Raw genomic sequence first — 21371 nt, 5'->3', positions numbered from 1 at the left:
ACGTCTGAGAGGCACCACGTGTCCGATGTGCTGGCCCCACTCGAATTGAGAGTGCTGAATCCGGCCACCGAGGAAACCGTCGCCATCGTCCCGGCCGCCACACGGGACGATGTCGACGCCGCCGTCGCCCGAGCCGCCGCTGCCCAGCGCGGCTGGGCGGCGGCCGCCCCCGCCGACCGCGCCCGGCTGCTGCGCCGCTTCGCCGCGGTCGTCGACGGGCACGTCGAGGAACTGGCCCAGCTGGAGGTCCGCGAAGCCGGACACACCATCGGCAACGCCCGCTGGGAGGCGGGCAACGTACGCGACCTGCTCGAATTCGCCGCCGGGGGAGTGGAACGGCTCTCCGGCCGCCAGATCCCCGTCGCCGGCGGCATCGACGTCACCTTCCTCGAACCCCTCGGCGTCATCGGCGTGATCGCCCCGTGGAACTTCCCCATGCCGATCGCCGCCTGGGGACTGGCCCCGGCCCTCGCCGCCGGCAACGCCGTCATCCTCAAGCCCGCCGAAACCACCCCGCTGACCGCGCTGCGCCTCGCCGAACTCGCCCTCGAAGCCGGGATCCCCGAGCACCTCTTCCAGGTGCTCCCCGGCCACGGGGCGGTCGCGGGCGACGCGCTCGTCGAGCACCCCGGCGTCGCGAAGATCGTCTTCACCGGCTCCACCCGCGTCGGCAAACAGATCATGGCGAAGTGCGCCGACCGGGTGAAGCGCGTCACCCTCGAACTCGGCGGCAAGAGCCCCAACATCGTCTTCGCCGACGCGGACATCGAAGCCGCCGCGGCCGCCGCCCCCATGGCCTTCCTCGACAACACCGGCCAGGACTGCTGCGCCCGCACCCGGATCCTCGTACAGCGCTCCGTGTACGACCGCTTCCTGGAGCTGGTCGCCCCCGGCATCGAATCGGTGCTGGTCGGAGACCCGTCCGACGAGAAGACGCAGATGGGGCCGCTGATCTCCCGGCCGCAGCTGGAGCGCGTACGGTCCTACGTCACCGACGACCTCACCGCGATCCGCGGCACCGCCCCCGAAGGACCCGGCTTCTGGTACCCGCCGACCCTCGTCACGGACGTCGCCCCCACCGCGTCCGTGGCGGCCGAGGAGGTCTTCGGCCCGGTCGCCGTCGTCCTGCCCTTCGAGGACGAGGAGGACGCCGTACGCCTGGCCAACGCGACCGAGTACGGCCTCTCCGGCTCCCTCTGGACCCGCGACATCGGCCGCGCGCTGCGCGTCTCGCGTGCCGTCGCCGCCGGCAACCTGTCCGTCAACTCCCACAGCAGCGTCCGCTACTGGACCCCCTTCGGCGGCTACAAGCAGTCCGGCCTCGGCCGCGAGCTCGGACCCGACGCCCTCACCGCTTTCACCGAGACCAAGAACGTCTTCATCAGCACGGAGGCCTGAAGCACATGTCCATTGAAGAGATCATCTGCCGCCGACTGGTCGGCCGCACCGCCGTCATCACCGGAGCCGGCAGCGGCATCGGTCTCGCCGCCGCGCGCCGGCTCGCCTCCGAGGGCGCCAACGTCGTCTGCGCCGACATCGACGAGACGGCCGGCAAGGCCGCCGCCGAGGAGGTCGGCGGCACCTTCGTGAAGGTCGACGTCACCGACAAGGAAGAGGTCGACGCCCTCTTCAAGACGGCCTTCGACACCTACGGCTCCGTCGACATCGCCTTCAACAACGCCGGCATCTCGCCGCCGGACGACGACTCGATCCTCACCACCGAGCTCGACGCCTGGCGCCGCGTCCAGGACGTCAACCTCACCTCCGTCTACCTGTGCTGCAAGGCCGCCCTCCCCTACATGCAGCGCCAGGGCCGCGGCTCGATCATCAACACCGCCTCGTTCGTGGCCATCATGGGCGCCGCCACCTCGCAGATCTCCTACACCGCCTCCAAGGGCGGCGTCCTGGCCATGTCCCGCGAACTCGGCGTCCAGTTCGCCCGCGAGGGCATCCGCGTCAACGCCCTGTGCCCGGGACCGGTCAACACCCCGCTCCTCCAGGAGCTCTTCGCCAAGGACCCGGAGCGCGCCGCCCGCCGCCTCGTGCACATCCCGCTGGGCCGCTTCGCCGAGCCCACCGAGATCGCCGCGGCCGTCGCCTTCCTCGCGAGCGACGACTCCTCCTTCATCAACGCCACCGACTTCCTCGTCGACGGCGGCATCTCGGGCGCCTACGTCACCCCCCTGTAGGCCCTCCGCCTCCCCCGTCCACAGCCATGCCAGCCGGGCGCCGCAAGGTGCCCGGCTGTCCCTTTTCCGATCACCCCGAGGAGCAGCATGCAGAGAAAGTGGGCGGCCCCCCTCGCCCTCATAGCGGTCACCGGCTCCGGGCTCCTGTCGGCGCCGCCGGCCCACGCGGGCCAGAGCACCTGCCCCCGGCCGGCCGTCGGGGCCGGCTGGTACGGGGACAACCAGGCCCGCCTCCAGGAGCTCATCGACCGGTACGGCAGCTGCAACCCGTACCGGCCCAGCCGCACCAAGCCCGTCGCCGTCTTCGACTGGGACAACACCGTCGTCAAGAACGACGTCGGCGACGCCACGATGTTCTGGCTGCTGCGCAACGGCAAGATCCGCCAGCCCGCCCGCGGGGACTGGTCCACCACCAGCCGCCACCTCACCCCGGCCGCCGCCGCGACGCTGGCCGACGCCTGCGGCAGCCTCGCCCGACCCGGCGCCCCCCTGCCGACCGGGACCCCGGAAGGCACCGGCTGCGCCGACGAGATCAACGCCGTCTACGGCACCGCCGCGACCACGGCCGGCGCCGCCGCCTTCGCCGGCTGGGACCGCCGTACGACCGAACCCGCCTACGCCTGGCTCCCCCAGCTCATGCAGGGCTGGACCGCCCGCGAGCTCCGCGGCTTCGCCGCCGCTGCCCGCACCGAGAACCTCGCCGCGCCCATCGGCACCACGCAGCAGGTCGGCAGCACCGCCGCCACCGGCTGGGTCCGCTACTACGACCAGCAGAAGGACCTGATCGCCGCCCTCCGGAAGGCCGGCTTCGACGTCTGGATCAGCTCGGCCTCGCCGCAGCCGGTCGTCGAGGTGTGGGCCGAGGGCGCGGGCATCGACGCGCGGCACGTCATCGGCATCCGCAACACCACCACGTACGGCGGGAAGTTCACTCCCCACCTGCAGGGCTGCGGATCCGTCGAGGACGGCGCCGACACGATGATCACGTACATCGACGGCAAGCGCTGCTGGATCAACAAGGAGATCTTCGGCGTGCGCGGCGCGGCCGCCGAGAAGGTCCAGCCGGCCGCCCGCCGCCAGGTGTTCGCCGCGGGCGACTCCGACACGGACATCTCGTTCCTGCGCGACGCGACCGCCCTGCGCCTCGTCGTCAACCGCAACAAGAACGAGCTGATGTGCCGGGCGTACGACAACAGCGACGGCCGGTGGATCGTGAACCCGATGTTCATCGAGCCGAAGCAGCAGAAGACCGGCCCCTACCCGTGTTCCACGACGGGCTACGTCGACCACGACGGCACCAAGGGCCCGGTCCTCCGGGGTGACACGAGCGTCATCCCGGACCAGACGGACTCGGTGTACTAGAGGAACGTGCGGCTAGAGGAACGTGCGGCCCTCGCCCCGGTACGTCGGGACGCCGGCCGTGACCCGGTCGCCCTCGACGAGGTGCAAGGTGTCGAACCGCTCGCACAGTTCGCCCGCCTTCGCGTGACGGAACCACACCCGGTCGCCGATCAGCAGATCGTCGGCCGGGCTGCCGAGCAGCGGGGTCTGCACCTCGCCGGCGCCCTCCTGCGGGTCGTAGCGCAGGCCCTCGGGCAGGTACGGGACCGGCAGCCGGTCCGCGCCCGCCGCGCCGGAGGCGGGATAACCGCCGCCCAGTACGGTCACCACACCCACCCCGGGCCGACGCACGACCGGCTGCGCGAAGAGGGCGGCCGGACGTCCGCTGAACGAGGTGTAGTTGTCGAACAGCCGGGGCACGTACAGACCCGACCCGGCCGCGATCTCCGTCACCGCGTCCTCCGCGGCCGTCTGCTGCACGCTGCCGGTCCCGCCCCCGTTGACGAACTCCAGGTCGGGCACCACCGCACGCACGGCCCGCACCACCGCGGCCCGCCGTGCCGCCAGCTCCTTGCGGGCCGCGCTCTGCATGAGCCGGATGGCCCGGGACCGCAGCGGCCGGCCCGCCAGCGCGTCCCCGACCCCGGCGACGTGCCCCTCGTACGCCATCAGCCCGACCACCCGGAAACCGGGCCGGGCACCGACCGCACGGGCCAGCTCGGCCAGCTGATCCGGCTCCCGCAGAGGCGACCTCCGCGCCCCGACCCGTACCCTCCCGCCCAGCAGGTGCAGGGCGGTGTCCAGCTCCAGACAGACCCTGATCTCCTCCGCGCCTCCGTCCCGCGACCGCTCGACGAGGTCCAGCTGCGCGAGGTCGTCCACCATGACGGTGACCGCGGCGGCCAGCTTGGGATCGGCCGCCAGCTCGGCGAACGCGGCCCGGTCGGCGGACGGATAGGCGAGCAGCACGTCCTCGAACCCGGACCGGGCCAGCCACAGCGACTCGGCCAGCGTGTACGACATGATCCCGGCGAACCCGGGCCGGGCCAGGACCCGTTCGAGGAGCGCACGGCACCGGACGGACTTGCTGGCGACACGCACCGGCTTCCCGCCGGCCCGGCGCACGAGGTCGTCGGCGTTGGCGTCGAACGCGTCGAGATCCACGATGGCCAGCGGCGCGTCCAGGTGCGCGGTCGCCCGGTCGTACCGGGCGCGTTCGGCGGCGGCGGAGTTCATGGCGGGAGCTTGCCAGACCCTTCTACCGATGGGTAGGGGTTCCGGCCCCGGTCCCCGCGAAGCCCCGCCCCCCGCCCGCGCGGAGCCGCGGCCCCGGACACCGCCGAGCCCCCGCCCAGGGACCCCGTAGAGTACGGGCAGGCAGCCGTACGGAACGGGGGGCGGAGCCGCCGGATGACCACGTCGACACCGCGGACCGCGGTCCTGGGCGAGCCCGATCCGCCCCCGGCCCCCACCCCGCCGCCCCCGCCCGCACCGCCCCGCCGCCACCCCGGACGGGTCCTCGCCACCGCGCTCTGCGCCCTTCTCGGCATCGGCCTCCTCGGCGGCGCCGGAGCCGACGCCTGGATCGAACACCGCGCCGCGCACCGCCCCTTGCCCGCCGACGCCGCCTACCGCAAGGCCGAGTCGCTCTGGCGGTCCGCCCCCGTGGACGCCCTCTTCCCGCCCGTCCTCGCCGGCCCCTCGGCCGGCCCCGGCGGGTCGAACCGCACCTGGACCCGCATCGCGCTCGCCCCGGACGCCGACTGCCCCGCCGCTCTCGCCCCCGACTGGCAGCGCCTGCTGGCCGCCGCCGGCTGCACCCGCGTACTGCGCGCCACCTACACCGACGCCACCCGCAGCTCCCTGGTCACCGTCGGCATGGTCTTCACGCCCGCCGACGCCCCCGCGATGAACGCCCTGACCGGCCGGCTGTCCGCCCCGCCCGCGTACGGATTCGCCGACACCCAGCGCGCCGCCTGGACCGCGTCCGTGCTCGACGAGGCCCCCGCCGTCGTCTACACCGTCTCCGCCTTCGCCGACGGCCGCCTCCTGGACGCGCCCCGCCCCGCGGAGGACGTGATGCGGAAGGACGCCACGGGAGCCGTGGCCCAGGCGGGCCTCGGCCACGAGGCCAAGGCGGTCGCCGACCGCATCGGCGACGGCGTGGCCGCCCTCGCCGCGCCACCCGCCACCCCCGCCCCGGAGGCCCGATGACGCCCCGACGGGCCCGGCGCCGCGGCACCTCCCGGGCCGCCGCCGCCCTGGCCCTCGCCGCCGCCTTCACGGCGGCCACCGCCTCCCCTGCCACCGCCGACGCCGTCCGCGACCGCCAGTGGGGCCTCCTGGCCCTGCGCGCCGAAGAGGCCTGGGGCACCACCCGCGGTGACGGCGTCACCGTCGCCGTCCTCGACACCGGCGTGGACGACTCCCACCCCGACCTCGCCGGCCAGGTCCTCGGCGGCACCGACCTCATCGGCATGGGCGCCGGCCGCGGCGACCGCTCCTGGGCCCGCCACGGCACCGCCATGGCGAGCATCATCGCCGGGCACGGCCACGGCGCCGGCCACGGCCAGGGCGTCCTCGGCATCGCCCCGCAGGCCAAGATCCTCCCGGTCCGGGTGATCCTGGAGGAGGGCGACCCGGGCCGCGCCCAGGCCCGCGACAGCAAGGGCGGCGCCCTCGCCGAAGGCATCCGCTGGGCCGCCGACAACGGCGCCGACGTGATCAACCTGTCCCTGGGCGACGACAGCGACTCCGCCCACCACGAGGCGGGGGAGGACGAGGCCGTCCAGTACGCCCTCGCCAAGGGAGTGATCGTCGTCGCCTCCGCGGGCAACGGCGGCGAGAGCGGCGACCGCGTCTCCTACCCGGCCGCCTACCCCGGGGTCATCGCCGTCACGGCCGTCGACCGCCGCGGCAGGAAGGCCAAGTTCTCGACCCGCAACTGGTACGCCACCGTCAGCGCCCCCGGCGTCGACGTCGTCATCGCCGACCCCGACCGCTCGTACTACGAGGGCTGGGGCACCAGCGCCGCGGCCGCCTTCGTCTCCGGCGCCGCGGCCCTCGTCAAGGCCGCCCACCCGGACCTCTCCCCGGCCCAGATCAAGAAGCTGCTGGAGGACACCGCCTCCGACAGCCCGTCCGGCGGCCGCGACGACGCCCGCGGCCACGGGATGGTGGACCCCGTCGCCGCCCTCCAGGTCGCGGAGGCGATGCGGCCGGAGGCGCCGGTCCCCGCGCCCGCCGCGGCGCCGGGACCGTACTTCGGCCCCGGCCCGGCCCCGGCCCGCCCGGCCGAGCGGGACGCCCGGCTGGGCGCCCCGGAAGCCGCGGCCGCCGGGGTGGCGCTGCTCGCGCTGGCCGCCGTACTGTCCCGGCGCCCGCGGCGGGGCACCCGGGGCCGGCCTCCCCGCGCGGCACAGTAGGGTCGGGTAACTGTGGCGAACATGGCGAACAAGAACATTCCCGACCCGGGCTTCTCCGACGACGACGGCGCGGCCGACCCCCGGCTGAGCGCGGCCCTGGCCGCGTGGGCCGAGGACCGGGCGAACGAGCCGCAGGTGCTGGCGGCCCTGAAGGACGCCCGCCTGCTGGTCCCTGTCGTCGCCGTCCTCGGCGAGGTGGAGACCGACCCCGAGACGGGCCTCAAGCGCGAGAAGACCAGCGACATGGCCGTCCCGACGCTGCGGGCGGGCGACCGGCGGGCGCTGCCCGCCTTCACCTCGACCGCCTCGCTCGCGCTCTGGGACCCGGCCGCCCGGCCGGTGGCGGTCCCGCTGCACCAGGCCCTGGCGGCGGTCGCGCACGAGAAGGCCGACACCCTGGTCCTGGACCTGGCCGGCCCGGTCACCTACCAGCTGACCGGCTCCGCGCTGCTCGCGCTGGCCGAGGGCCGCACGGACGCGGGCCCGCTGGCCGACCCCGCCGTACGGGAGGCCGTACGGGCCGCCGTGGCGGCGGAGGAGGTCGTGCTCCGTGCCTACCTGGGCCCGGGCTCCGCGGACTCCGACGGCACCCTCGCGATCGTGCCGGCCGACGACGGCCAGGCACACGCGGCGGCCCGGCGGGTCGCCGCGGCCCTGGCGGCGGACGAGACCCTGCGGGCCCGCTTGGTGCGGGGGCTGGACCTGGCGCTGCTGCCGTCGGACGCCCAGGCCCCGCCCGGCGAGGCGTTGTTCACCCGCTGAACGGGACGGAACGACGAAGGGTGGTACCGGGAACCCTCCCGGTACCACCCTTTCCGCGGTGCGCGGTGCGCGGTGCCCTGTGGCTCAGCCGAAGACCGGGCCCGTGAACTTCTCGCCCGGCCCCTGGCCCGGCTCGTCCGGGACGATCGAGGCCTCGCGGAAGGCCAGCTGGAGCGACTTGAGGCCGTCCCGCAGCGGGGCGGCGTGGAAGGAGCTGATCTCGGTGGCGCTCGCGGTGACCAGGCCGGCCAGGGCCGTGATCAGCTTGCGGGCCTCGTCGAGGTCCTTGTGCTCGGAATCCGGCTTGTCCAGGCCCAGGTTGACCGCCGCAGCGCTCAGCAGGTGCACGGCGACCGTGGTGATCACCTCGACGGCGGGGACGTCCGCGATGTCGCGGGTCATGGCGTCGTAGTCGGGGGAGCCGTCGGCAGTGGGGTCGGCGGGGGAGGTCGCGTCAGTCATGCTCCACACGATAAGCCGGTCGGGGGGCGCCCCCGACCGGAGTACCGGGTGAGCGGCTCCGGCGCGGAATGCTATATTGGGTCACGACCGGCCGGAGACTTATGTCCCCGGCCCACAAGTGGAGGCTCCGTTCTCCCACCCGACCACCCTCCGGGGAGGCGGGTCACCGGTCAGGCGGCATCCATCGTTCCGTACGGACGATGGAAAGCTGCCCGAGTCTGCGCCCCGCGGTTCGCATGCGGCGGTGCTCCGGTTGTTATGGAGCCCCTGCCTGTGCCCGGCGGGGCTTTTTCATTCTCCCCGCTGCGGTCGGTCTGACGGAAATACACGTCAGCGGCTGTCTGCCAGGCAGCCGTGTGGTGCTACCGAGGAGGATCCATCAGCACCGAGCCCCGCATCAACGACCGGATTCGCGTTCCCGAGGTACGACTCGTCGGTCCCAGCGGCGAGCAGGTCGGCATCGTGCCGCTTGCCAAGGCGCTTGAGCTCGCGCAGGAGTACGACCTCGACCTGGTCGAGGTCGCGGCGTCCGCACGCCCGCCGGTCTGCAAGCTCATGGACTACGGCAAGTTCAAGTACGAGTCGGCCATGAAGGCCCGTGAGGCGCGCAAGAACCAGGCGCACACGGTCATCAAGGAAATGAAGCTCCGGCCGAAGATCGACCCGCACGACTATGACACCAAGAAGGGTCACGTCGTTCGGTTCCTCAAGCAGGGCGACAAGGTCAAGATCACGATCATGTTCCGTGGTCGCGAGCAGTCCCGGCCGGAACTCGGCTACCGACTGCTGCAGCGTCTCGCTTCGGACGTCGAGGACCTCGGGTTCATCGAGTCGAACCCGAAGCAGGACGGCCGAAACATGATCATGGTTCTCGGTCCGCACAAGAAGAAGACCGAGGCGATGGCCGAAGCCCGCGAGGCGCAGGCCGCCCGCAAGGCCGAGCGCCAGGGTGTCGCCCTCGCCGACGACGAGGCTCCTTCCGCGGAGACCGTCGAGGCGGAGGCCGCCGAGGTCGCCGAGGACGAGGTCACCGAGGCTGTCGCCGACGAGGCGCCCGCCCAGGAGCCGAACACCGAGGCCTGATTCCGGGGCAGCCCGTCTCGGATCACCGAAACAACATGACGCTCCCACGAGCCGGTCCGGTACTGGACCGGTGGGAGCGCCACCGACGAGGAGATAACGGCGCTATGCCGAAGAACAAGACGCACAGCGGTTCCAAGAAGCGCTTCAAGATCACCGGCTCCGGCAAGGTGCTCCGTGAGCGCGCCGGCAAGCGCCACCTGCTCGAGCACAAGTCGTCCCGTGTCACCCGCCGCCTGACCGGCACCGCGGAGATGGCCCCCGGCGACGCCGCGAAGATCAAGAAGCTTCTCGGCAAGTGACGTCCTCCGCTCCCCCTGCCGGGAGCGGTGACGTCAAGACCGGGACCCCATCGAATTCGGGTCGTGTGAAGACACCCACGGCCCCGCTACAAGGAGTTAAAAAGTGGCACGCGTCAAGCGGGCAGTAAACGCCCACAAGAAGCGCCGGGCAATCCTCGAGGCGGCCTCCGGCTACCGCGGTCAGCGTTCGCGCCTGTACCGCAAGGCCAAGGAGCAGGTCACCCACTCGCTGGTCTACAACTTCAACGACCGCAAGAAGCGCAAGGGCGACTTCCGTCAGCTGTGGATCCAGCGCATCAACGCCGCTGCCCGCCAGAACGGCATGACGTACAACCGCCTCATCCAGGGTCTGAAGGCCGCCAACATCGAGGTGGACCGCAAGATCCTCGCCGAGCTGGCCGTCAACGACGCCAACGCGTTCGCCGCGCTGGTCGAGGTCGCGCAGAAGGCCCTCCCGGCCGACGTCAACGCCCCCAAGGCTGCTGCGTAAGGCTTTGCCGGCGGCTTGAAGCAGTCGGCACCCACGGACCCGCAGGCGATTGCCTGCGGGTCCGTGTGCGTTCGCCCCGCACCGTAGGGGCACCCCGCGACGCCCCACCCGCGAACCCGCGTCCCCCGCGCCCCGCGCCCCGCGCGCTCCGCCCCGCCCGGCGATCGCCCGCCCGCGGCCGTCCGGAGCCGCGCGCCGGAACCCGAGAGAGAACCCTGAGACCATGCGCACCCCCGCCGAGCTGATCTCCCCCCGATCCCCGCGGGTGGCCGCCGCCAGGCGACTGGCGCGGCGGAACTTCCGCACCAAGGAGCGCCGGTTCATCGCCGAGGGCCCGCAGGCGGTCCGCGAGGCCGTCGAGCACCGCGGGACCGGGGGTGCGTCGACCCTGATCGAGCTGTTCGCGACCGTCGAGGCCGCCGAGCGCTACTCCGAGATCGTCGACGCCGCCCTGCACGCGGGCGCCCGCGTGCACTACGCCTCCGACGAAGTGCTCGCCGAGGTCTCCCAGACCGTCACGCCGCAGGGCCTCGTCGGCGTCTGCCACTTCCTGGACTCGCCCTTCGAGGACATCCTGGCGGCCCGGCCGAAGCTCGTCGCCGTCCTCGCGCACGTCCGCGACCCCGGCAACGCCGGTACGGTGCTGCGCTGCGCGGACGCCGCCGGCGCGGACGCGGTGGTACTGACCGACGCCTCCGTGGACCTCTACAACCCCAAGTCCGTACGGGCCTCCGTGGGCTCCCTCTTTCACCTCCCGGTCGCGGTCGGCGTACCCGTCGAGCAGGCCGTCGAGGGCCTGCGGGCGGCCGGCGTACGGATCCTCGCGGCCGACGGGGCGGGCGAGGACGACCTCGACGCCGAGCTGGACGCGGGCACCATGGGCGGCCCCTCGGCCTGGGTCTTCGGCAACGAGGCCTGGGGTCTGCCGGAGGAGACCCGGGCCCTGGCGGACGCCGTCGTACGGGTCCCGATCCACGGCAAGGCGGAGAGCCTGAACCTCGCGACGGCGGCCGCCGTGTGCCTGTACGCCTCCGCGCGTGCACAGCGGGCGCCCGGAGGGTGCCGCTCCGTGACCCCCAGCTAGTAATGTGGCGGCCCGGGGGCCCACTGCGCTACTCGGAGATGTGGGGTACGGGGACATGACCGTCGGTACGAACAGCTCACCGGGGGCCGTCACGGCGGCCCCGGCCGGAACCGGCGGCCGAGAGGCCCCGCCGGTGAGCGACGCCCTCAGCGGCGTCCCGCCGCAGGCCCAGGCCCCGGCCGGCCGCGCCCTGCCGACGGCCCGCGGCGCGGTCCCGGGCGGAGACACCCCCGGCGACGGGCCCGGCTTCGGGATCGACCCCGACGACCTGCCCGACGGGCTCGTCGTCGCCGACGCCACCGGGCGCGTGATCTGCTTCAACTCCGCCGCCGCACGGATCACCGCACTGGCGCCGGACCAGGCGCTCGGCGTCCGCATCGACGCCGCGCTGCCGCTGGAGGACCTCGAAGGCCGCCGCTGGTGGGCCCTGACCGACCCGTACGGCGGCCTCGCCACCCGCCGCGGGCAGCCCGAGCGGAACCTCCTGCTCCCCGGCGGGCGCGAGGTGCTGGTCTCCGCCCGGTACGTCCGCACCCACCCCACCGGTCCGCTGCGGCGCCTCGTCATCACCCTGCGCGGCACCGAGGCCCGCCGCCGCACCGAGCGCAGCCACGCCGAGCTGATCGCCACCGTCGCCCACGAGCTGCGCTCCCCGCTGACCTCCGTCAAGGGGTTCACCGCGACCCTGCTCGCCAAGTGGGAGCGGTTCACCGACGACCAGAAGCGGCTGATGCTGGAGACCGTCGACGCCGACGCCAACCGCGTCACCCGCCTCATCGCCGAGCTCCTCGACATCTCCCGCATCGACTCCGGCCGCCTGGAGGTGCGGCGCCAGCCCGTCGACATCGCCACCGCCGTCGGCCGCCACGTCCAGGCGCTCACCGCGAACGGACAGGCCCCCGAGCGGTTCCTCGTACGGGTCGGCCGCCCGCTCCCCGACCTGTGGGCCGATCCGGACAAGATCGACCAGATCCTCGGCAACCTCCTCGAAAATGCGGTGCGCCACGGCGAGGGAACGGTCACCATCGACGTATCGCCGCACGAGAAGGGAACCGCCGTCACCGTGACCGACGAAGGCCCCGGGATCCCCGAGGAGTCGATGGGCCGCGTCTTCACCCGCTTCTGGCGGGGGAGCAAGCGCGGCGGCACCGGCCTGGGCCTTTACATCGTCAAGGGCATCGTGGAGGCGCACGGCGGCACCATCACGGTCGGCCGCGGCCCCGGCGGCGGCGCCGAGTTCCGATTTATCCTGCCCGTGAGCGCCCCGGCGTACCTCACGCAGTAGCACTGCGGAGCGTCTCGCCAGGCGGCCCACGGGCCTCCTTCACCCCCAGCGACCTTTAGACTCGTCCTTTGGCACCTTTGTGTCCTCGTGGCGAGCGTGTCGGTCGAGCGCGCCGCGCGGGGATCCACCAGCCAGCCATCGGAAGTACGGGAAGAGATGTCGGCACCGAACAAGTCGTACGACCCTGTCGAGGTCGAGGCACTGAAACCGGAAGAGATCGAGCGCATGCGGGACGAGGCGCTCGCCGCCTTCGCGTCCGCCGGCGACCTCGACGCGCTGCGTGAGGCGAAGACCGCGCACATGGGCGACCGCTCGCCCCTGGCGCTCGCCAACCGCGAGATCGGCGCGCTGCCCCCCCAGGCCAAGGCCGAGGCGGGCAAGCGCGTGGGCCAGGCCCGCGGCGCCGTGAACAAGGCCTTCGGGGCCCGCACGGTCGAGCTCGAAGCCGAGCGGGACGAGCGGGTGCTGGTCGAGGAGGCCGTGGACGTCACGCTGCCCTACGACCGTGTTCCCGCCGGCGCCCGGCACCCCCTGACCACGCTGATGGACCGCATCGCGGACATCTTCGTGGGCATGGGGTACGAGGTCGCCGAGGGGCCCGAGGTGGAGGCGGAGTGGTTCAACTTCGACGCCCTCAACTTCACGCCCGACCACCCGGCGCGCCAGATGCAGGACACCTTCTTCGTCCGGGGGCCGGAAGGCACCGAGGGCGACGAGTCCGGTGTCGTGCTGCGCACCCACACCTCCCCGGTGCAGGCGCGCTCGCTGCTGGAGCGCAAGCCCCCCGTCTACATCGTCTGCCCGGGCCGGGTGTACCGCACCGACGAGCTCGACGCGACGCACACCCCGGTCTTCCACCAGGTCGAGCTGCTCGCCGTGGACGAGGGCCTGACCATGGCCGACCTCAAGGGCACCATGGACCACATGGTCCAGGAGCTCTTCGGCGAGGGCACGACCACGCGCCTGCGCCCGCACTTCTTCCCCTTCACCGAGCCGTCCGCCGAGATGGACATGCAGTGCTACGTGTGCCGCGGCGAGTCGGTGGGCAACCCCGACCGCCCGTGCCGTACCTGCTCCAGCGAGGGCTGGATCGAGCTCGGCGGCTGCGGCATGGTCAACCCCAAGGTGCTCGTCGCCTGCGGTGTGGACCCGGAGAAGTACAGCGGGTTCGCCTTCGGGTTCGGCATCGAGCGGATGCTGATGTTCCGTCACAACGTTGAAGACATGCGAGACATGGTCGAGGGTGACGTTCGCTTCACCCGGCCGTTCGGGAGTGAGATCTGATGCGCGTCCCGCTTTCCTGGCTGCGGGAGTACGTCGACCTCCCCGCGGGCGAAACCGGTCGTGACGTGGCCCACAAGCTCGTCGACGCCGGCCTTGAGGTCGAGACCGTCGAGCAGCTCGGCGGCGGGCTCAAGGGCCCGCTCGTCGTCGGCCAGGTGCTGACCATCGAGGAGCTCGAGGGCTTCCGCAAGCCGATCCGTTTCTGCACGGTCGACGTCGGCCAGGCCAACGGCACCGGCGAGCCGCAGGAGATCGTCTGCGGCGCCCGGAACTTCTCCGTCGGCGACAAGGTCGTCGTGGTCCTGCCCGGCGCGGTGCTGCCCGGCGACTTCGCGATCGCCTCGCGCAAGACCTACGGCCGTACCTCGCACGGCATGATCTGCTCCCGCGACGAGCTGGGCATGGGCGACGACGGCACGCACGGCATCATCGTGCTGCCGCCCGAGTACGAGGTCGGCACCGACGCGATCGAGCTGCTCCAGCTCGTCGACGAGGTCCTCGACATCGACATCACCCCGGACCGCGGCTACTGCATGTCCATGCGCGGTGTCGCCCGCGAGGCGGCCACCGCGTACGGCCTGCCGCTGCGCGACCCGGCGCTGCTCGACGTCCCGGTGCCGAACTCGTACGGCTACCCGGTCAAGGTCGACGACCCGGCCGGCTGCGACCGCTTCACCGCCCGCACGGTGACCGGACTCGACCCCGACGCGCGCTCCCCGATCTGGCTCACCCGCCGCCTCCAGAAGGCCGGCATGCGCCCGATCTCGCTCGCCGTCGACATCACCAACTACGTGATGCTGGAGCTCGGCCAGCCGCTGCACGCCTACGACCGCTCGCGGATCGAAGGCGCCATCGGCGTCCGCCGGGCCGAGCAGGGCGAGAAGTTCACCACCCTCGACGGGGTCAAGCGCACGCTCGACGCCGAGGACCTGGTGATCACCGACAACAGCGGGCCGATCGGGCTCGCCGGTGTCATGGGCGGCGCCGACACCGAGATCGCCGACCCCGTCACGGACCCCGAGACCGGCCAGGTCACGGGGACCAGGGATGTCGTCATCGAGGCCGCGCACTTCGACTCCGTGTCGATCTCGCGCACCGCCCGCCGCCTGAAGCTCTCCTCGGAGGCCTCCAAGCGCTTCGAGCGGGGCGTCGACCCGCTGGCCGCCGCCGCGGCCGCGCAGCGGACCGTCGACCTGCTCGTGCTCCTCGCGGGCGGCACCGCCGAGGCGGGCGTCACCGAGTTCCTCGCGCCGGGCGCCCCGCGCACCATCGCGATGAGCGCGGACCACCCGGACCGGGTCGCGGGCATGGACTACGGCCGCGAGACCGTCGTACGCCGCCTCCAGGAGATCGGCTGCGACGTCTACGGCCAGGACGAGCTCGTCATCACCGTCCCCTCGTGGCGGCCCGACCTCGCCGAGCCCAACGACCTCGCCGAAGAGGTCATCCGGCTGGAGGGCTACGGGAACCTCCCGTCGACCCTTCCGCAGGTGCCCTCCGGCCGCGGTCTGACCGCGCGGCAGCAGCTGCACCGCCGGGTCGGCCGCGCGCTGGCCGGCGCGGGCTACGTCGAGGCGCTCAGCTACCCGTTCATCGGTGAGGGCGTCTTCGACCAGCTCCAGCTGCCGGCGCACGACGCCACCCGCCAGGTCGTCAAGCTGGTCAACCCGATCTCCGACGAGGAGCCGGCGCTGCGCACCACGCTGCTGCCGGGTCTGCTGGGCGCGCTGCGCCGCAACGACAGCCGGGGCAGCCACGACCTCGCGCTCTTCGAGACCGGTTCGGTCTTCCGGGCCGCCGCGCAGCCGGGTGTGGCCGTACGGCTGCCCGTCGACCGGCGTCCCACGGACGAGGAGATCGCCACCCTGAACGCGGCCCTGCCCGCGCAGCCGCGGTACGCCGCGGTCGTGCTGGCCGGTGCGCGCGAGCAGGCCGGCTGGTGGGGCAAGGGCCGCCCGGCCGACTGGGCGGACGCGGTCCAGGCCGCGCGCTCGCTGGCCGTCGAGGCCGGCGCCGAGCTCGTCGTCCGTCAGGGCCAGTACGGTCCCTGGCACCCGGGCCGCTGCGCCGAGCTGGTCGTCACCCTGGACGGGGTGGAGACGGTCATCGGCCACGCCGGTGAGCTGCACCCGCGCGTCGTCAAGGCGATGGGCCTGCCGGCCCGCACCAGCGCGATGGAGCTCGACCTGGACCGCCTCGCGGCGGCCGGTGGCGAGGCCCTCCAGGCGCCCCGGATCTCCTCCTTCCCGGTGGCGACCCAGGACGTCGCGCTGATCGTCGACGCGTCGGTTCCGGCGGCTTCCGTCGAGGCGGCGCTGCGCAAGGGTGCGGGTGAACTCCTCGAATCGCTGCGGCTGTTCGACGTGTTCACCGGTGAGCAGGTCGGTGAGGGCAAGAAGTCCCTGGCGTACGCGCTGCGCTTCCGCGCGGCGGACCGCACGCTGACGGCGGAGGAGTCCACGGCGGCCCGTGACGCGGCCGTGGCCCTGGCGGGCGAGCGGACCGGGGCGGTGCTCCGGGGCGCGTAGCGCCCGCCTGCAAGGCCTGTTTGAGGGGCGCATCCGGACCACCGGATGCGCCCCTCATCCCTTCGGGTGACTGCGCTCCGCGCAGCCGGGGCTCCGCCCCAGACCCCGCGCCTCAAACGCCGGCGAGGCCGAGATTGCCCAGCTGGGCTGTACGGGCGGACGGCATCAGCCAGAACCAGCCCCGCCGGCGTTTGAGGCGTGGGGGTCCCCCCGGACGGAGTCTGGGGGAGGGTCTGGGGCGGAGCCCCAGGAACGGTCCCGCGCAGCGGGGCGGCGCGTCCGCGCGGCTGGTTGCGGGCGTGCACGCCGACGGGCGTAGGGGCCGGTTCCGCCGGGTCCGGCGACCAACCGGGCGCCGGCGGAACCGGGACGCCGCCCGCCTGCCGTGGAGTGTCGGGCAGACAGCAGGACGGGCGGCGCGGTGACGGGTCGTCGCACTGTACGAGGGGGAGCCGACGACCCGGGCTGCCTCTTGGCGAGGCCCTTAAGTGAAGCGCCCCCCAGGGCCCGCGCGGCAGAGTGCGCATCGCATTTATGCGCGTACTTGGTTCACACCCCGTGTGAACCGCGCACCCACTAGCCTGAGACCGACGAGCCCTTGGAGCGGCCCATGCAGCCCAATGTCCTGCTCGACGCCCTCCTCGCCGAGGCGGGAATGTCCCACGCCGGACTCGCCGCGTACGTGAACCAGGCAGGCCGCACCCGCGGACTCGCCCTGCGCTACGAACACACCGCCGTCGCCCGGTGGTTGAAGGGCCAGCGGCCCCGCGGCCAGGTCCCCGACCTGATCTGCGAGGTGCTCGGCGGCCGGCTGCGGCGGCCCGTCGGGCTGGACGACATCGGGCTCGGCGTGCCGGGCGGGACCGCCTCCGCGCACGCCTCTCCGCTCAGCGGCTTCGTGGACCGGGCCGCGGCCCTGTGGCGTTCCGACGGGCAGGCCCGGCCCCAGCTGCTCACCGCCGGGGCGGTCACCGGAACCCCCGCGGTCATTCCGGTCTGGGAGTGGGAGAACCCGCCCGAGGACGCCGACGTCTCCCGAGAGGGACCGGACCGGATCGGGCCCGAGCACATCGAGATCCTGAGGGCCGCCCGCGCGCACTACGAGCTGATGTACCGCCGGGCCGGCGGGGTGGCCACCCGGGACCGCATCGTCCGCTTCCTCGGCACCGAGACCGCGCCCATGCTGCGCGGCAGCTACCCCGACGCCCTCGGCCGGCGGCTGCACCGGGCCACCGGGTCCCTCGTGGCGGTGGCTGGGATCTGCGCGTACGACTCGGACGCCCACGGGCTCGCCCAGCGCTACTTCCACCAGGCGCTGCGGCTGGCCAAGGCGAGCGGGGACCGCGGCCTCGGGGCGTACGTCATCGCGCTGATCGTCAACCAGTCCCTGCACCTGCGCGAGTACCGCCAGGCCGTGGCCTTCGCCGAGGCCGCGCTGCGCGCCGCCGGCCGGCACACCACCCCGGCGCTGGCCGCCGACCTGTACGCCATGCAGGCCAAGGCCTACGCCCAACTCGGTGACACCCGCGCCGCGTTGGCCTGCATCCGGCACGCCGAGGCGGCGGCCGAGCGGATCAGGCCGGGCACCGAACCGGACGAGACCGGCTACGTACAGCCGGGGCTCGTCAACGTCCAGGTCGCCGAGGCGCTGCTCGGTCTGGGGGACCTCGCCGCCGCGCACGAGCAGGCGACCGCCGCCGTGGGCACCCCCGCGCACGACCGCGGCCGGGTGCACCGGCTGGCGATGCTGTGCGAGATCCAGCTGCGCCAGGGAGAGGCGGACCGGGCGGTGGCGGCCGCGGCCGAAATGGCCGAGCGGGCCAAGGGGATGGAGTCGCTGCGGCTGCGCGACCGGTTGCGGGCGGTCCGCGAACAGCTGCTGACCAGCGGTTGTTCGGGCGCGGAGGAGACCGCACAGCTCATCGACGGGGCGCTGCGCGTTCCCCTGTGACGGTTTCAACTGCTGCCATGTTGCCACCAATCCGAACGGAAGGTGGCACAACCGTGCAGTGGACGAACCTGAGTGAGCAGACCGTGTACAAGAACCGCTGGTTCGACGTGAATCTCGCCGATGTGGAACTCCCCGACGGCCGGCACCTGGACCACTTCGTGATCCGGCTGCGCCCGGTCGCCGTCGCCACGGCCGTCAACGAGGCCAATGAGGTGCTGCTGCTGTGGCGGCACCGCTTCATCACCGACAGCTGGGGGTGGGAGCTGCCCGCCGGGGTGGTCGAGGACGGTGAGTCCGCCCTGACCGCGGCCGCGAGGGAGATGGAGGAGGAGTCGGGCTGGCGCCCCGGGCCGCTCCACCACCTGATGACCGTCGAGCCGTCCAACGGGCTGACCGACGCCCGCCACCACCTCTACTGGGCGGACGGGGCCACGTACATCGGCCATCCCGAGGACGATTTCGAGTCCTCACGCCGCGCATGGGTCCCACTCGCACTCGTGCCGGACATGATCGCGCGCGGGGAGATCCCGGCCGCCAACATGGCGGCCGGGCTGCTGCTCCTGCATCACCTCAGGCTGGGCCGGCCGTAGGGCCGAGGCGCGGGACCCAGCCCTGGGACTCAGCCGTACGGGTAGAAGCCCGCGCCCGTCTTGCGGCCCAGGCGGCCCGCGTCGACCATCCGCTGGAGCAGCGGGGGAGCGGCGTACAGCGGCTCCTTGAACTCGGCGTACATCGAGTCGGCCACCGAGGCCACCGTGTCCAGGCCGATCAGGTCCGCCAGCTTCAGCGGCCCCATCGGGTGGGCGCAGCCCAGCTCCATGCCGTTGTCGATGTCCTCGCGGCTCGCGATGCCCGACTCGAACATCCGGATCGCGGACAGCAGGTACGGGATGAGGAGCGCGTTGACCACGAAGCCGGACCGGTCCTGGGCGCGGATCGCGTGCTTGCCCAGCACCTTCCCGACCAGGGCCTCGGCCCGCTTGATGGTCTCGTCGCTCGTGGTCAGCGCCGGGATCAGCTCCACGAGCTGCTGCACCGGGGCCGGGTTGAAGAAGTGGATGCCGATGACCTGGTCGGGCCGCGAGGTCGCGACGGCCAGCTTGACCAGCGGGATCGAGGAGGTGTTGGAGGCCAGGATCGCGTCCGGGCGGGTGATCACCTGGTCGAGGACCTGGAAGATCTCCGTCTTGACCTGCTCGTTCTCGACGACGGCCTCGATGACGAGGTCGCGGTCGGCGAACTCGCCGAGGTCGGTGGTGAAGGTGAGGCGGGCCAGGGTGGCGTCCCGCTCCTCCTCGCTGATCTTGCCGCGTTCGGCGGCCTTCGTCAGGGAGTTGTGCAGCCGGGTGCGCCCGATCTCCAGGGCCTCGCCCGTGGTCTCGGCGACCTTCACCTCAAGACCGCTGCGGGCGCACACCTCCGCGATGCCCGCGCCCATCTGGCCGCAGCCCACTACGCCGACCCGTGTGATGTCGGTCGGGAGGGTAGAGAGGTCCGTCACTTCGTGCCTTTCGCTGCTCATCCATCGCGGGTCCCCCGGGCCTGACAGTGGTAACTGCGTTCCGGCGCCCGCCACGCCCCCCGACGTTACCCCCGACCTTGCCCCCGGTGGCGGGCCGGGGCGGGCATGCTGGGCGGACGCAGAGCAATGTCACGCAACGGAATGGAGTCGTCACATGGCGCACATCGGGCGGCGGGGGCTGCTGGCAGGGGCCGCCGGGGCGCTGGCCTCGGCGGCATCGGACCGGGCGGGGCTCGCGTGGGCGGCGGCGCCCGCGCGGGCCCGCGAAGCGCCGGCCGCGGAGTTCCGGGGGATGTGGATCGCCTCCGTAGCGAATGTGGACTGGCCCTCCCGGAGCGGGCTGTCGGCCCGGACACAGCGGGCGGAGCTGCTCGGCCTCCTGGACACGGCCGTGAAGCGCCGGCTCAACGCCGTGATCCTCCAGGTCCGGCCGGCGGCCGACGCGCTGTGGCCCTCGCCGCTGGAGCCGTGGTCGCAGTGGCTGACGGGGGAGCAGGGGGTGGATCCGGGCTGGGACCCGCTGGGCACGGCCGTCACCGAAGCGCACGCCCGCGGGCTGGAACTGCACGCCTGGTTCAACCCGTACCGCGTGGCCAACCACACCGACCTCGACCTGCTGGCACCCGAGCACCCGGCCCGGCTCCATCCCGACTGGACCGTCGAGTACGGCGGCAAGCTCTTCTACAACCCCGGTCTGCCCGAGGTGCGGCTCTTCGTCCAGGAGGCCATGCTCGACGCCGTCACCCGCTATCCCGTGGACGGGGTGCACTGGGACGACTACTTCTACCCGTACCCGGTCGAGGGGGAGGTGTTCGACGACGACGAGGCCTACGAGGAACACGGCGGGGCCTTCCGCTCCCGCGCCGACTGGCGCCGCCACAACACCGACACCCTGGTCAGCGAGATGTCCGCGCGGCTGCGGAAGCTCCGGCCCGCGGTCCGCTTCGGCGTCAGCCCCTTCGCGGTCTGGCGCAACTCCAACCGCGACCCGCTCGGTTCGGCCACACGGGCGGGCCTCGGGACGTACGACGACCTGTACGCGGACACCCGCAAGTGGGTCACCGAGGGCTGGATCGACTACATCGTGCCGCAGGCCTACTGGCAGATCGGGCACCCGACCGCCGACTACGCCGACATCGTCCCCTGGTGGGCGCGGACGGTCGCGGGCACGAAGGTGCAGCTGTACGTGGGGGAGGCGCTGTACCGCTGCGACGCGGACAGCCCCACCGCGGCATGGCGCGACCCGGCGGAGCTGTCGAAGCACCTGCGGTTCGCCCGCGGGTACCCGGAGGTCCGCGGCCACGCCTACTTCTCGGCGAAGCAGGTGGCCGCGGACCCCAACGGAGCGATGGCCCGGGTGGTCGCCGACCACTACGGCTGGGCGGCGCCCCCGCACTGACTCAGTGCTCGTTCGTGCTCGTCACCTGTTCGTTCAGTGCTCGGGCTCTGCGGGGTGGCGGACCGTGCAGTCGGGTCCGGGAGCCATCAGGGCCTCGTGGCCGTCCTGGAAGCGGACCCGGTACGGGGGAGTCCCGTTTTCGCCCAGGACCTGGGTGATCTCGCCCACCTTGTCGTGCTGTCCGACGATCCTGCCGTGCTGCACCAGCTGGTCGCCCTCGGTCGCGCGCATAACTGACCTCCTCGGTGGCGGTCCGATCCGGTGCTA

General features: G+C 73.0%; 20 protein-coding genes. 16 read left to right on the top strand and 4 right to left on the bottom strand.

Features of this window, described 5'->3' with window-relative positions; translation table 11 throughout:
* The first annotated feature begins 18 nt into the window (after positions 1-18).
* The 3 genes from ACGFYQ_RS14840 to ACGFYQ_RS14830 all read left to right on the top strand — a co-directional run bounded on the left by ACGFYQ_RS14840 (position 19) and on the right by ACGFYQ_RS14830 (position 3551).
* Positions 19-1398 (top strand): aldehyde dehydrogenase family protein, encoded by a 1380-nt coding sequence (locus ACGFYQ_RS14840; protein WP_393743727.1) that lies wholly within the window; start codon positions 19-21, stop codon positions 1396-1398.
* Positions 1399-1403: 5 nt separating this feature from the next.
* On the top strand, positions 1404-2189 hold the full coding sequence (locus ACGFYQ_RS14835) for a 3-oxoacyl-ACP reductase (RefSeq protein WP_393743725.1): 786 nt from the start codon (positions 1404-1406) through the stop codon (positions 2187-2189).
* 87 nt (positions 2190-2276) lie between these two features.
* Positions 2277-3551: a haloacid dehalogenase-like hydrolase gene (locus ACGFYQ_RS14830; RefSeq protein ID WP_393743723.1), complete on the top strand. Its 1275-nt coding sequence runs from the start codon at positions 2277-2279 to the stop codon at positions 3549-3551.
* A 12-nt stretch (positions 3552-3563) separates the two neighbouring features.
* On the opposite strand, the gene ACGFYQ_RS14825 is transcribed toward ACGFYQ_RS14830, so the two are convergent.
* Positions 3564-4766 carry an amino acid deaminase/aldolase gene (locus ACGFYQ_RS14825; protein ID WP_393743721.1) on the bottom strand — a complete coding sequence of 401 codons (1203 nt, stop codon included), beginning with the start codon at positions 4764-4766 and terminating at the stop codon, positions 3564-3566.
* A gap of 174 nt (positions 4767-4940) precedes the next feature.
* Here ACGFYQ_RS14825 and ACGFYQ_RS14820 point away from each other — a divergent pair, with 174 nt between their 5' ends.
* The 3 genes from ACGFYQ_RS14820 to ACGFYQ_RS14810 are packed head-to-tail and all read left to right on the top strand — an operon-like array spanning position 4941 to position 7717.
* Complete coding sequence (locus tag ACGFYQ_RS14820) at positions 4941-5744, top strand: hypothetical protein (RefSeq protein WP_393743719.1); 804 nt, start codon at positions 4941-4943, stop codon at positions 5742-5744.
* Entirely contained in the window at positions 5741-6955 is a 1215-nt protein-coding gene (gene mycP / locus ACGFYQ_RS14815; RefSeq protein WP_393743717.1) for a type VII secretion-associated serine protease mycosin, read from the top strand. The genes ACGFYQ_RS14820 and mycP overlap by 4 nt, the downstream gene beginning before the upstream one ends.
* Positions 6956-6976: 21 nt before the next feature.
* Positions 6977-7717, top strand: coding sequence for an SseB family protein (locus ACGFYQ_RS14810; protein WP_393743716.1), 741 nt, complete (start codon positions 6977-6979; stop codon positions 7715-7717).
* 84 nt (positions 7718-7801) lie between these two features.
* Here ACGFYQ_RS14810 and ACGFYQ_RS14805 read toward each other — a convergent pair whose 3' ends face one another.
* Positions 7802-8179, bottom strand: a complete 378-nt coding sequence (locus tag ACGFYQ_RS14805; RefSeq protein ID WP_393743714.1) for a DUF1844 domain-containing protein — start codon at positions 8177-8179, stop codon at positions 7802-7804.
* A 354-nt stretch (positions 8180-8533) separates the two neighbouring features.
* On the opposite strand from ACGFYQ_RS14805, the gene infC reads away from it, so the two are divergent.
* The 9 genes from infC to ACGFYQ_RS14760 all read left to right on the top strand — a co-directional run bounded on the left by infC (position 8534) and on the right by ACGFYQ_RS14760 (position 18773).
* A complete protein-coding gene (gene infC / locus ACGFYQ_RS14800) occupies positions 8534-9262 on the top strand; it encodes a translation initiation factor IF-3 (protein WP_393743712.1) in 729 nt (242 codons plus the stop codon).
* Positions 9263-9366: 104 nt separating this feature from the next.
* Complete coding sequence (gene rpmI, locus ACGFYQ_RS14795) at positions 9367-9561, top strand: 50S ribosomal protein L35 (RefSeq protein WP_030387121.1); 195 nt, start codon at positions 9367-9369, stop codon at positions 9559-9561.
* Between the two features lie 103 nt (positions 9562-9664).
* Positions 9665-10051 (top strand): 50S ribosomal protein L20, encoded by a 387-nt coding sequence (gene rplT, locus ACGFYQ_RS14790; protein WP_007263143.1) that lies wholly within the window; start codon positions 9665-9667, stop codon positions 10049-10051.
* A 223-nt stretch (positions 10052-10274) separates the two neighbouring features.
* Positions 10275-11135, top strand: a complete 861-nt coding sequence (locus tag ACGFYQ_RS14785) for a TrmH family RNA methyltransferase (protein WP_393743710.1) — start codon at positions 10275-10277, stop codon at positions 11133-11135.
* Positions 11136-11190: 55 nt separating this feature from the next.
* Positions 11191-12420 carry an ATP-binding protein gene (locus tag ACGFYQ_RS14780; RefSeq protein ID WP_393743708.1) on the top strand — a complete coding sequence of 410 codons (1230 nt, stop codon included), beginning with the start codon at positions 11191-11193 and terminating at the stop codon, positions 12418-12420.
* 156 nt (positions 12421-12576) lie between these two features.
* Positions 12577-13704 carry a phenylalanine--tRNA ligase subunit alpha gene (pheS, locus tag ACGFYQ_RS14775; protein WP_393743706.1) on the top strand — a complete coding sequence of 376 codons (1128 nt, stop codon included), beginning with the start codon at positions 12577-12579 and terminating at the stop codon, positions 13702-13704.
* On the top strand, positions 13704-16232 hold the full coding sequence (pheT, locus tag ACGFYQ_RS14770) for a phenylalanine--tRNA ligase subunit beta (RefSeq protein WP_393743704.1): 2529 nt from the start codon (positions 13704-13706) through the stop codon (positions 16230-16232). Before pheS ends, pheT begins: the two co-directional genes overlap by 1 nt.
* 610 nt (positions 16233-16842) lie before the next feature.
* Positions 16843-18183 carry a transcriptional regulator gene (locus ACGFYQ_RS14765; RefSeq protein ID WP_393743702.1) on the top strand — a complete coding sequence of 447 codons (1341 nt, stop codon included), beginning with the start codon at positions 16843-16845 and terminating at the stop codon, positions 18181-18183.
* A gap of 53 nt (positions 18184-18236) precedes the next feature.
* Entirely contained in the window at positions 18237-18773 is a 537-nt protein-coding gene (locus ACGFYQ_RS14760; RefSeq protein WP_393743700.1) for an NUDIX hydrolase, read from the top strand.
* 29 nt (positions 18774-18802) lie between these two features.
* Here the strand turns inward: ACGFYQ_RS14760 and ACGFYQ_RS14755 are convergent, their stop codons facing one another.
* Positions 18803-19705, bottom strand: coding sequence for a 3-hydroxybutyryl-CoA dehydrogenase (locus ACGFYQ_RS14755; RefSeq protein WP_362397293.1), 903 nt, complete (start codon positions 19703-19705; stop codon positions 18803-18805).
* Between the two features lie 154 nt (positions 19706-19859).
* On the opposite strand from ACGFYQ_RS14755, the gene ACGFYQ_RS14750 reads away from it, so the two are divergent.
* Positions 19860-21104 (top strand): glycoside hydrolase family 10 protein, encoded by a 1245-nt coding sequence (locus ACGFYQ_RS14750; protein ID WP_393743698.1) that lies wholly within the window; start codon positions 19860-19862, stop codon positions 21102-21104.
* A 33-nt stretch (positions 21105-21137) separates the two neighbouring features.
* On the opposite strand, the gene ACGFYQ_RS14745 is transcribed toward ACGFYQ_RS14750, so the two are convergent.
* The gene (locus ACGFYQ_RS14745; RefSeq protein ID WP_388564280.1) at positions 21138-21335 is read right to left on the bottom strand and encodes a DUF1918 domain-containing protein; all 198 of its coding nucleotides are present in this window, start codon (positions 21333-21335) and stop codon (positions 21138-21140) included.
* Between the last annotated feature and the right edge of the window lie 36 nt (positions 21336-21371).

Origin of the sequence: Streptomyces sp. NPDC048258 (assembly GCF_043201995.1) — a bacterium.
Classification (GTDB): Bacteria; Actinomycetota; Actinomycetes; order Streptomycetales; family Streptomycetaceae; genus Streptomyces.
Note: the sequence above shows the minus strand (reverse complement) of the source record. Positions and strands in the feature narration are given on the sequence as shown.

Coding starts and splice junctions, on each gene's coding strand:
- ACGFYQ_RS14835 (WP_393743725.1), top strand. CDS start 1,404: ATGTCCATTGAAGAGATCATCTGCCGCCGACTGGTCGGCCGCACCGCC.
- ACGFYQ_RS14830 (WP_393743723.1), top strand. CDS start 2,277: ATGCAGAGAAAGTGGGCGGCCCCCCTCGCCCTCATAGCGGTCACCGGC.
- ACGFYQ_RS14825 (WP_393743721.1), bottom strand. CDS start 4,766: ATGAACTCCGCCGCCGCCGAACGCGCCCGGTACGACCGGGCGACCGCG.
- ACGFYQ_RS14820 (WP_393743719.1), top strand. CDS start 4,941: ATGACCACGTCGACACCGCGGACCGCGGTCCTGGGCGAGCCCGATCCG.
- mycP (WP_393743717.1), top strand. CDS start 5,741: ATGACGCCCCGACGGGCCCGGCGCCGCGGCACCTCCCGGGCCGCCGCC.
- ACGFYQ_RS14810 (WP_393743716.1), top strand. CDS start 6,977: ATGGCGAACAAGAACATTCCCGACCCGGGCTTCTCCGACGACGACGGC.
- ACGFYQ_RS14805 (WP_393743714.1), bottom strand. CDS start 8,179: ATGACTGACGCGACCTCCCCCGCCGACCCCACTGCCGACGGCTCCCCC.
- rpmI (WP_030387121.1), top strand. CDS start 9,367: ATGCCGAAGAACAAGACGCACAGCGGTTCCAAGAAGCGCTTCAAGATC.
- ACGFYQ_RS14785 (WP_393743710.1), top strand. CDS start 10,275: ATGCGCACCCCCGCCGAGCTGATCTCCCCCCGATCCCCGCGGGTGGCC.
- ACGFYQ_RS14780 (WP_393743708.1), top strand. CDS start 11,191: ATGACCGTCGGTACGAACAGCTCACCGGGGGCCGTCACGGCGGCCCCG.
- pheS (WP_393743706.1), top strand. CDS start 12,577: ATGTCGGCACCGAACAAGTCGTACGACCCTGTCGAGGTCGAGGCACTG.
- pheT (WP_393743704.1), top strand. CDS start 13,704: ATGCGCGTCCCGCTTTCCTGGCTGCGGGAGTACGTCGACCTCCCCGCG.
- ACGFYQ_RS14765 (WP_393743702.1), top strand. CDS start 16,843: ATGCAGCCCAATGTCCTGCTCGACGCCCTCCTCGCCGAGGCGGGAATG.
- ACGFYQ_RS14755 (WP_362397293.1), bottom strand. CDS start 19,705: ATGAGCAGCGAAAGGCACGAAGTGACGGACCTCTCTACCCTCCCGACC.
- ACGFYQ_RS14750 (WP_393743698.1), top strand. CDS start 19,860: ATGGCGCACATCGGGCGGCGGGGGCTGCTGGCAGGGGCCGCCGGGGCG.
- ACGFYQ_RS14745 (WP_388564280.1), bottom strand. CDS start 21,335: ATGCGCGCGACCGAGGGCGACCAGCTGGTGCAGCACGGCAGGATCGTC.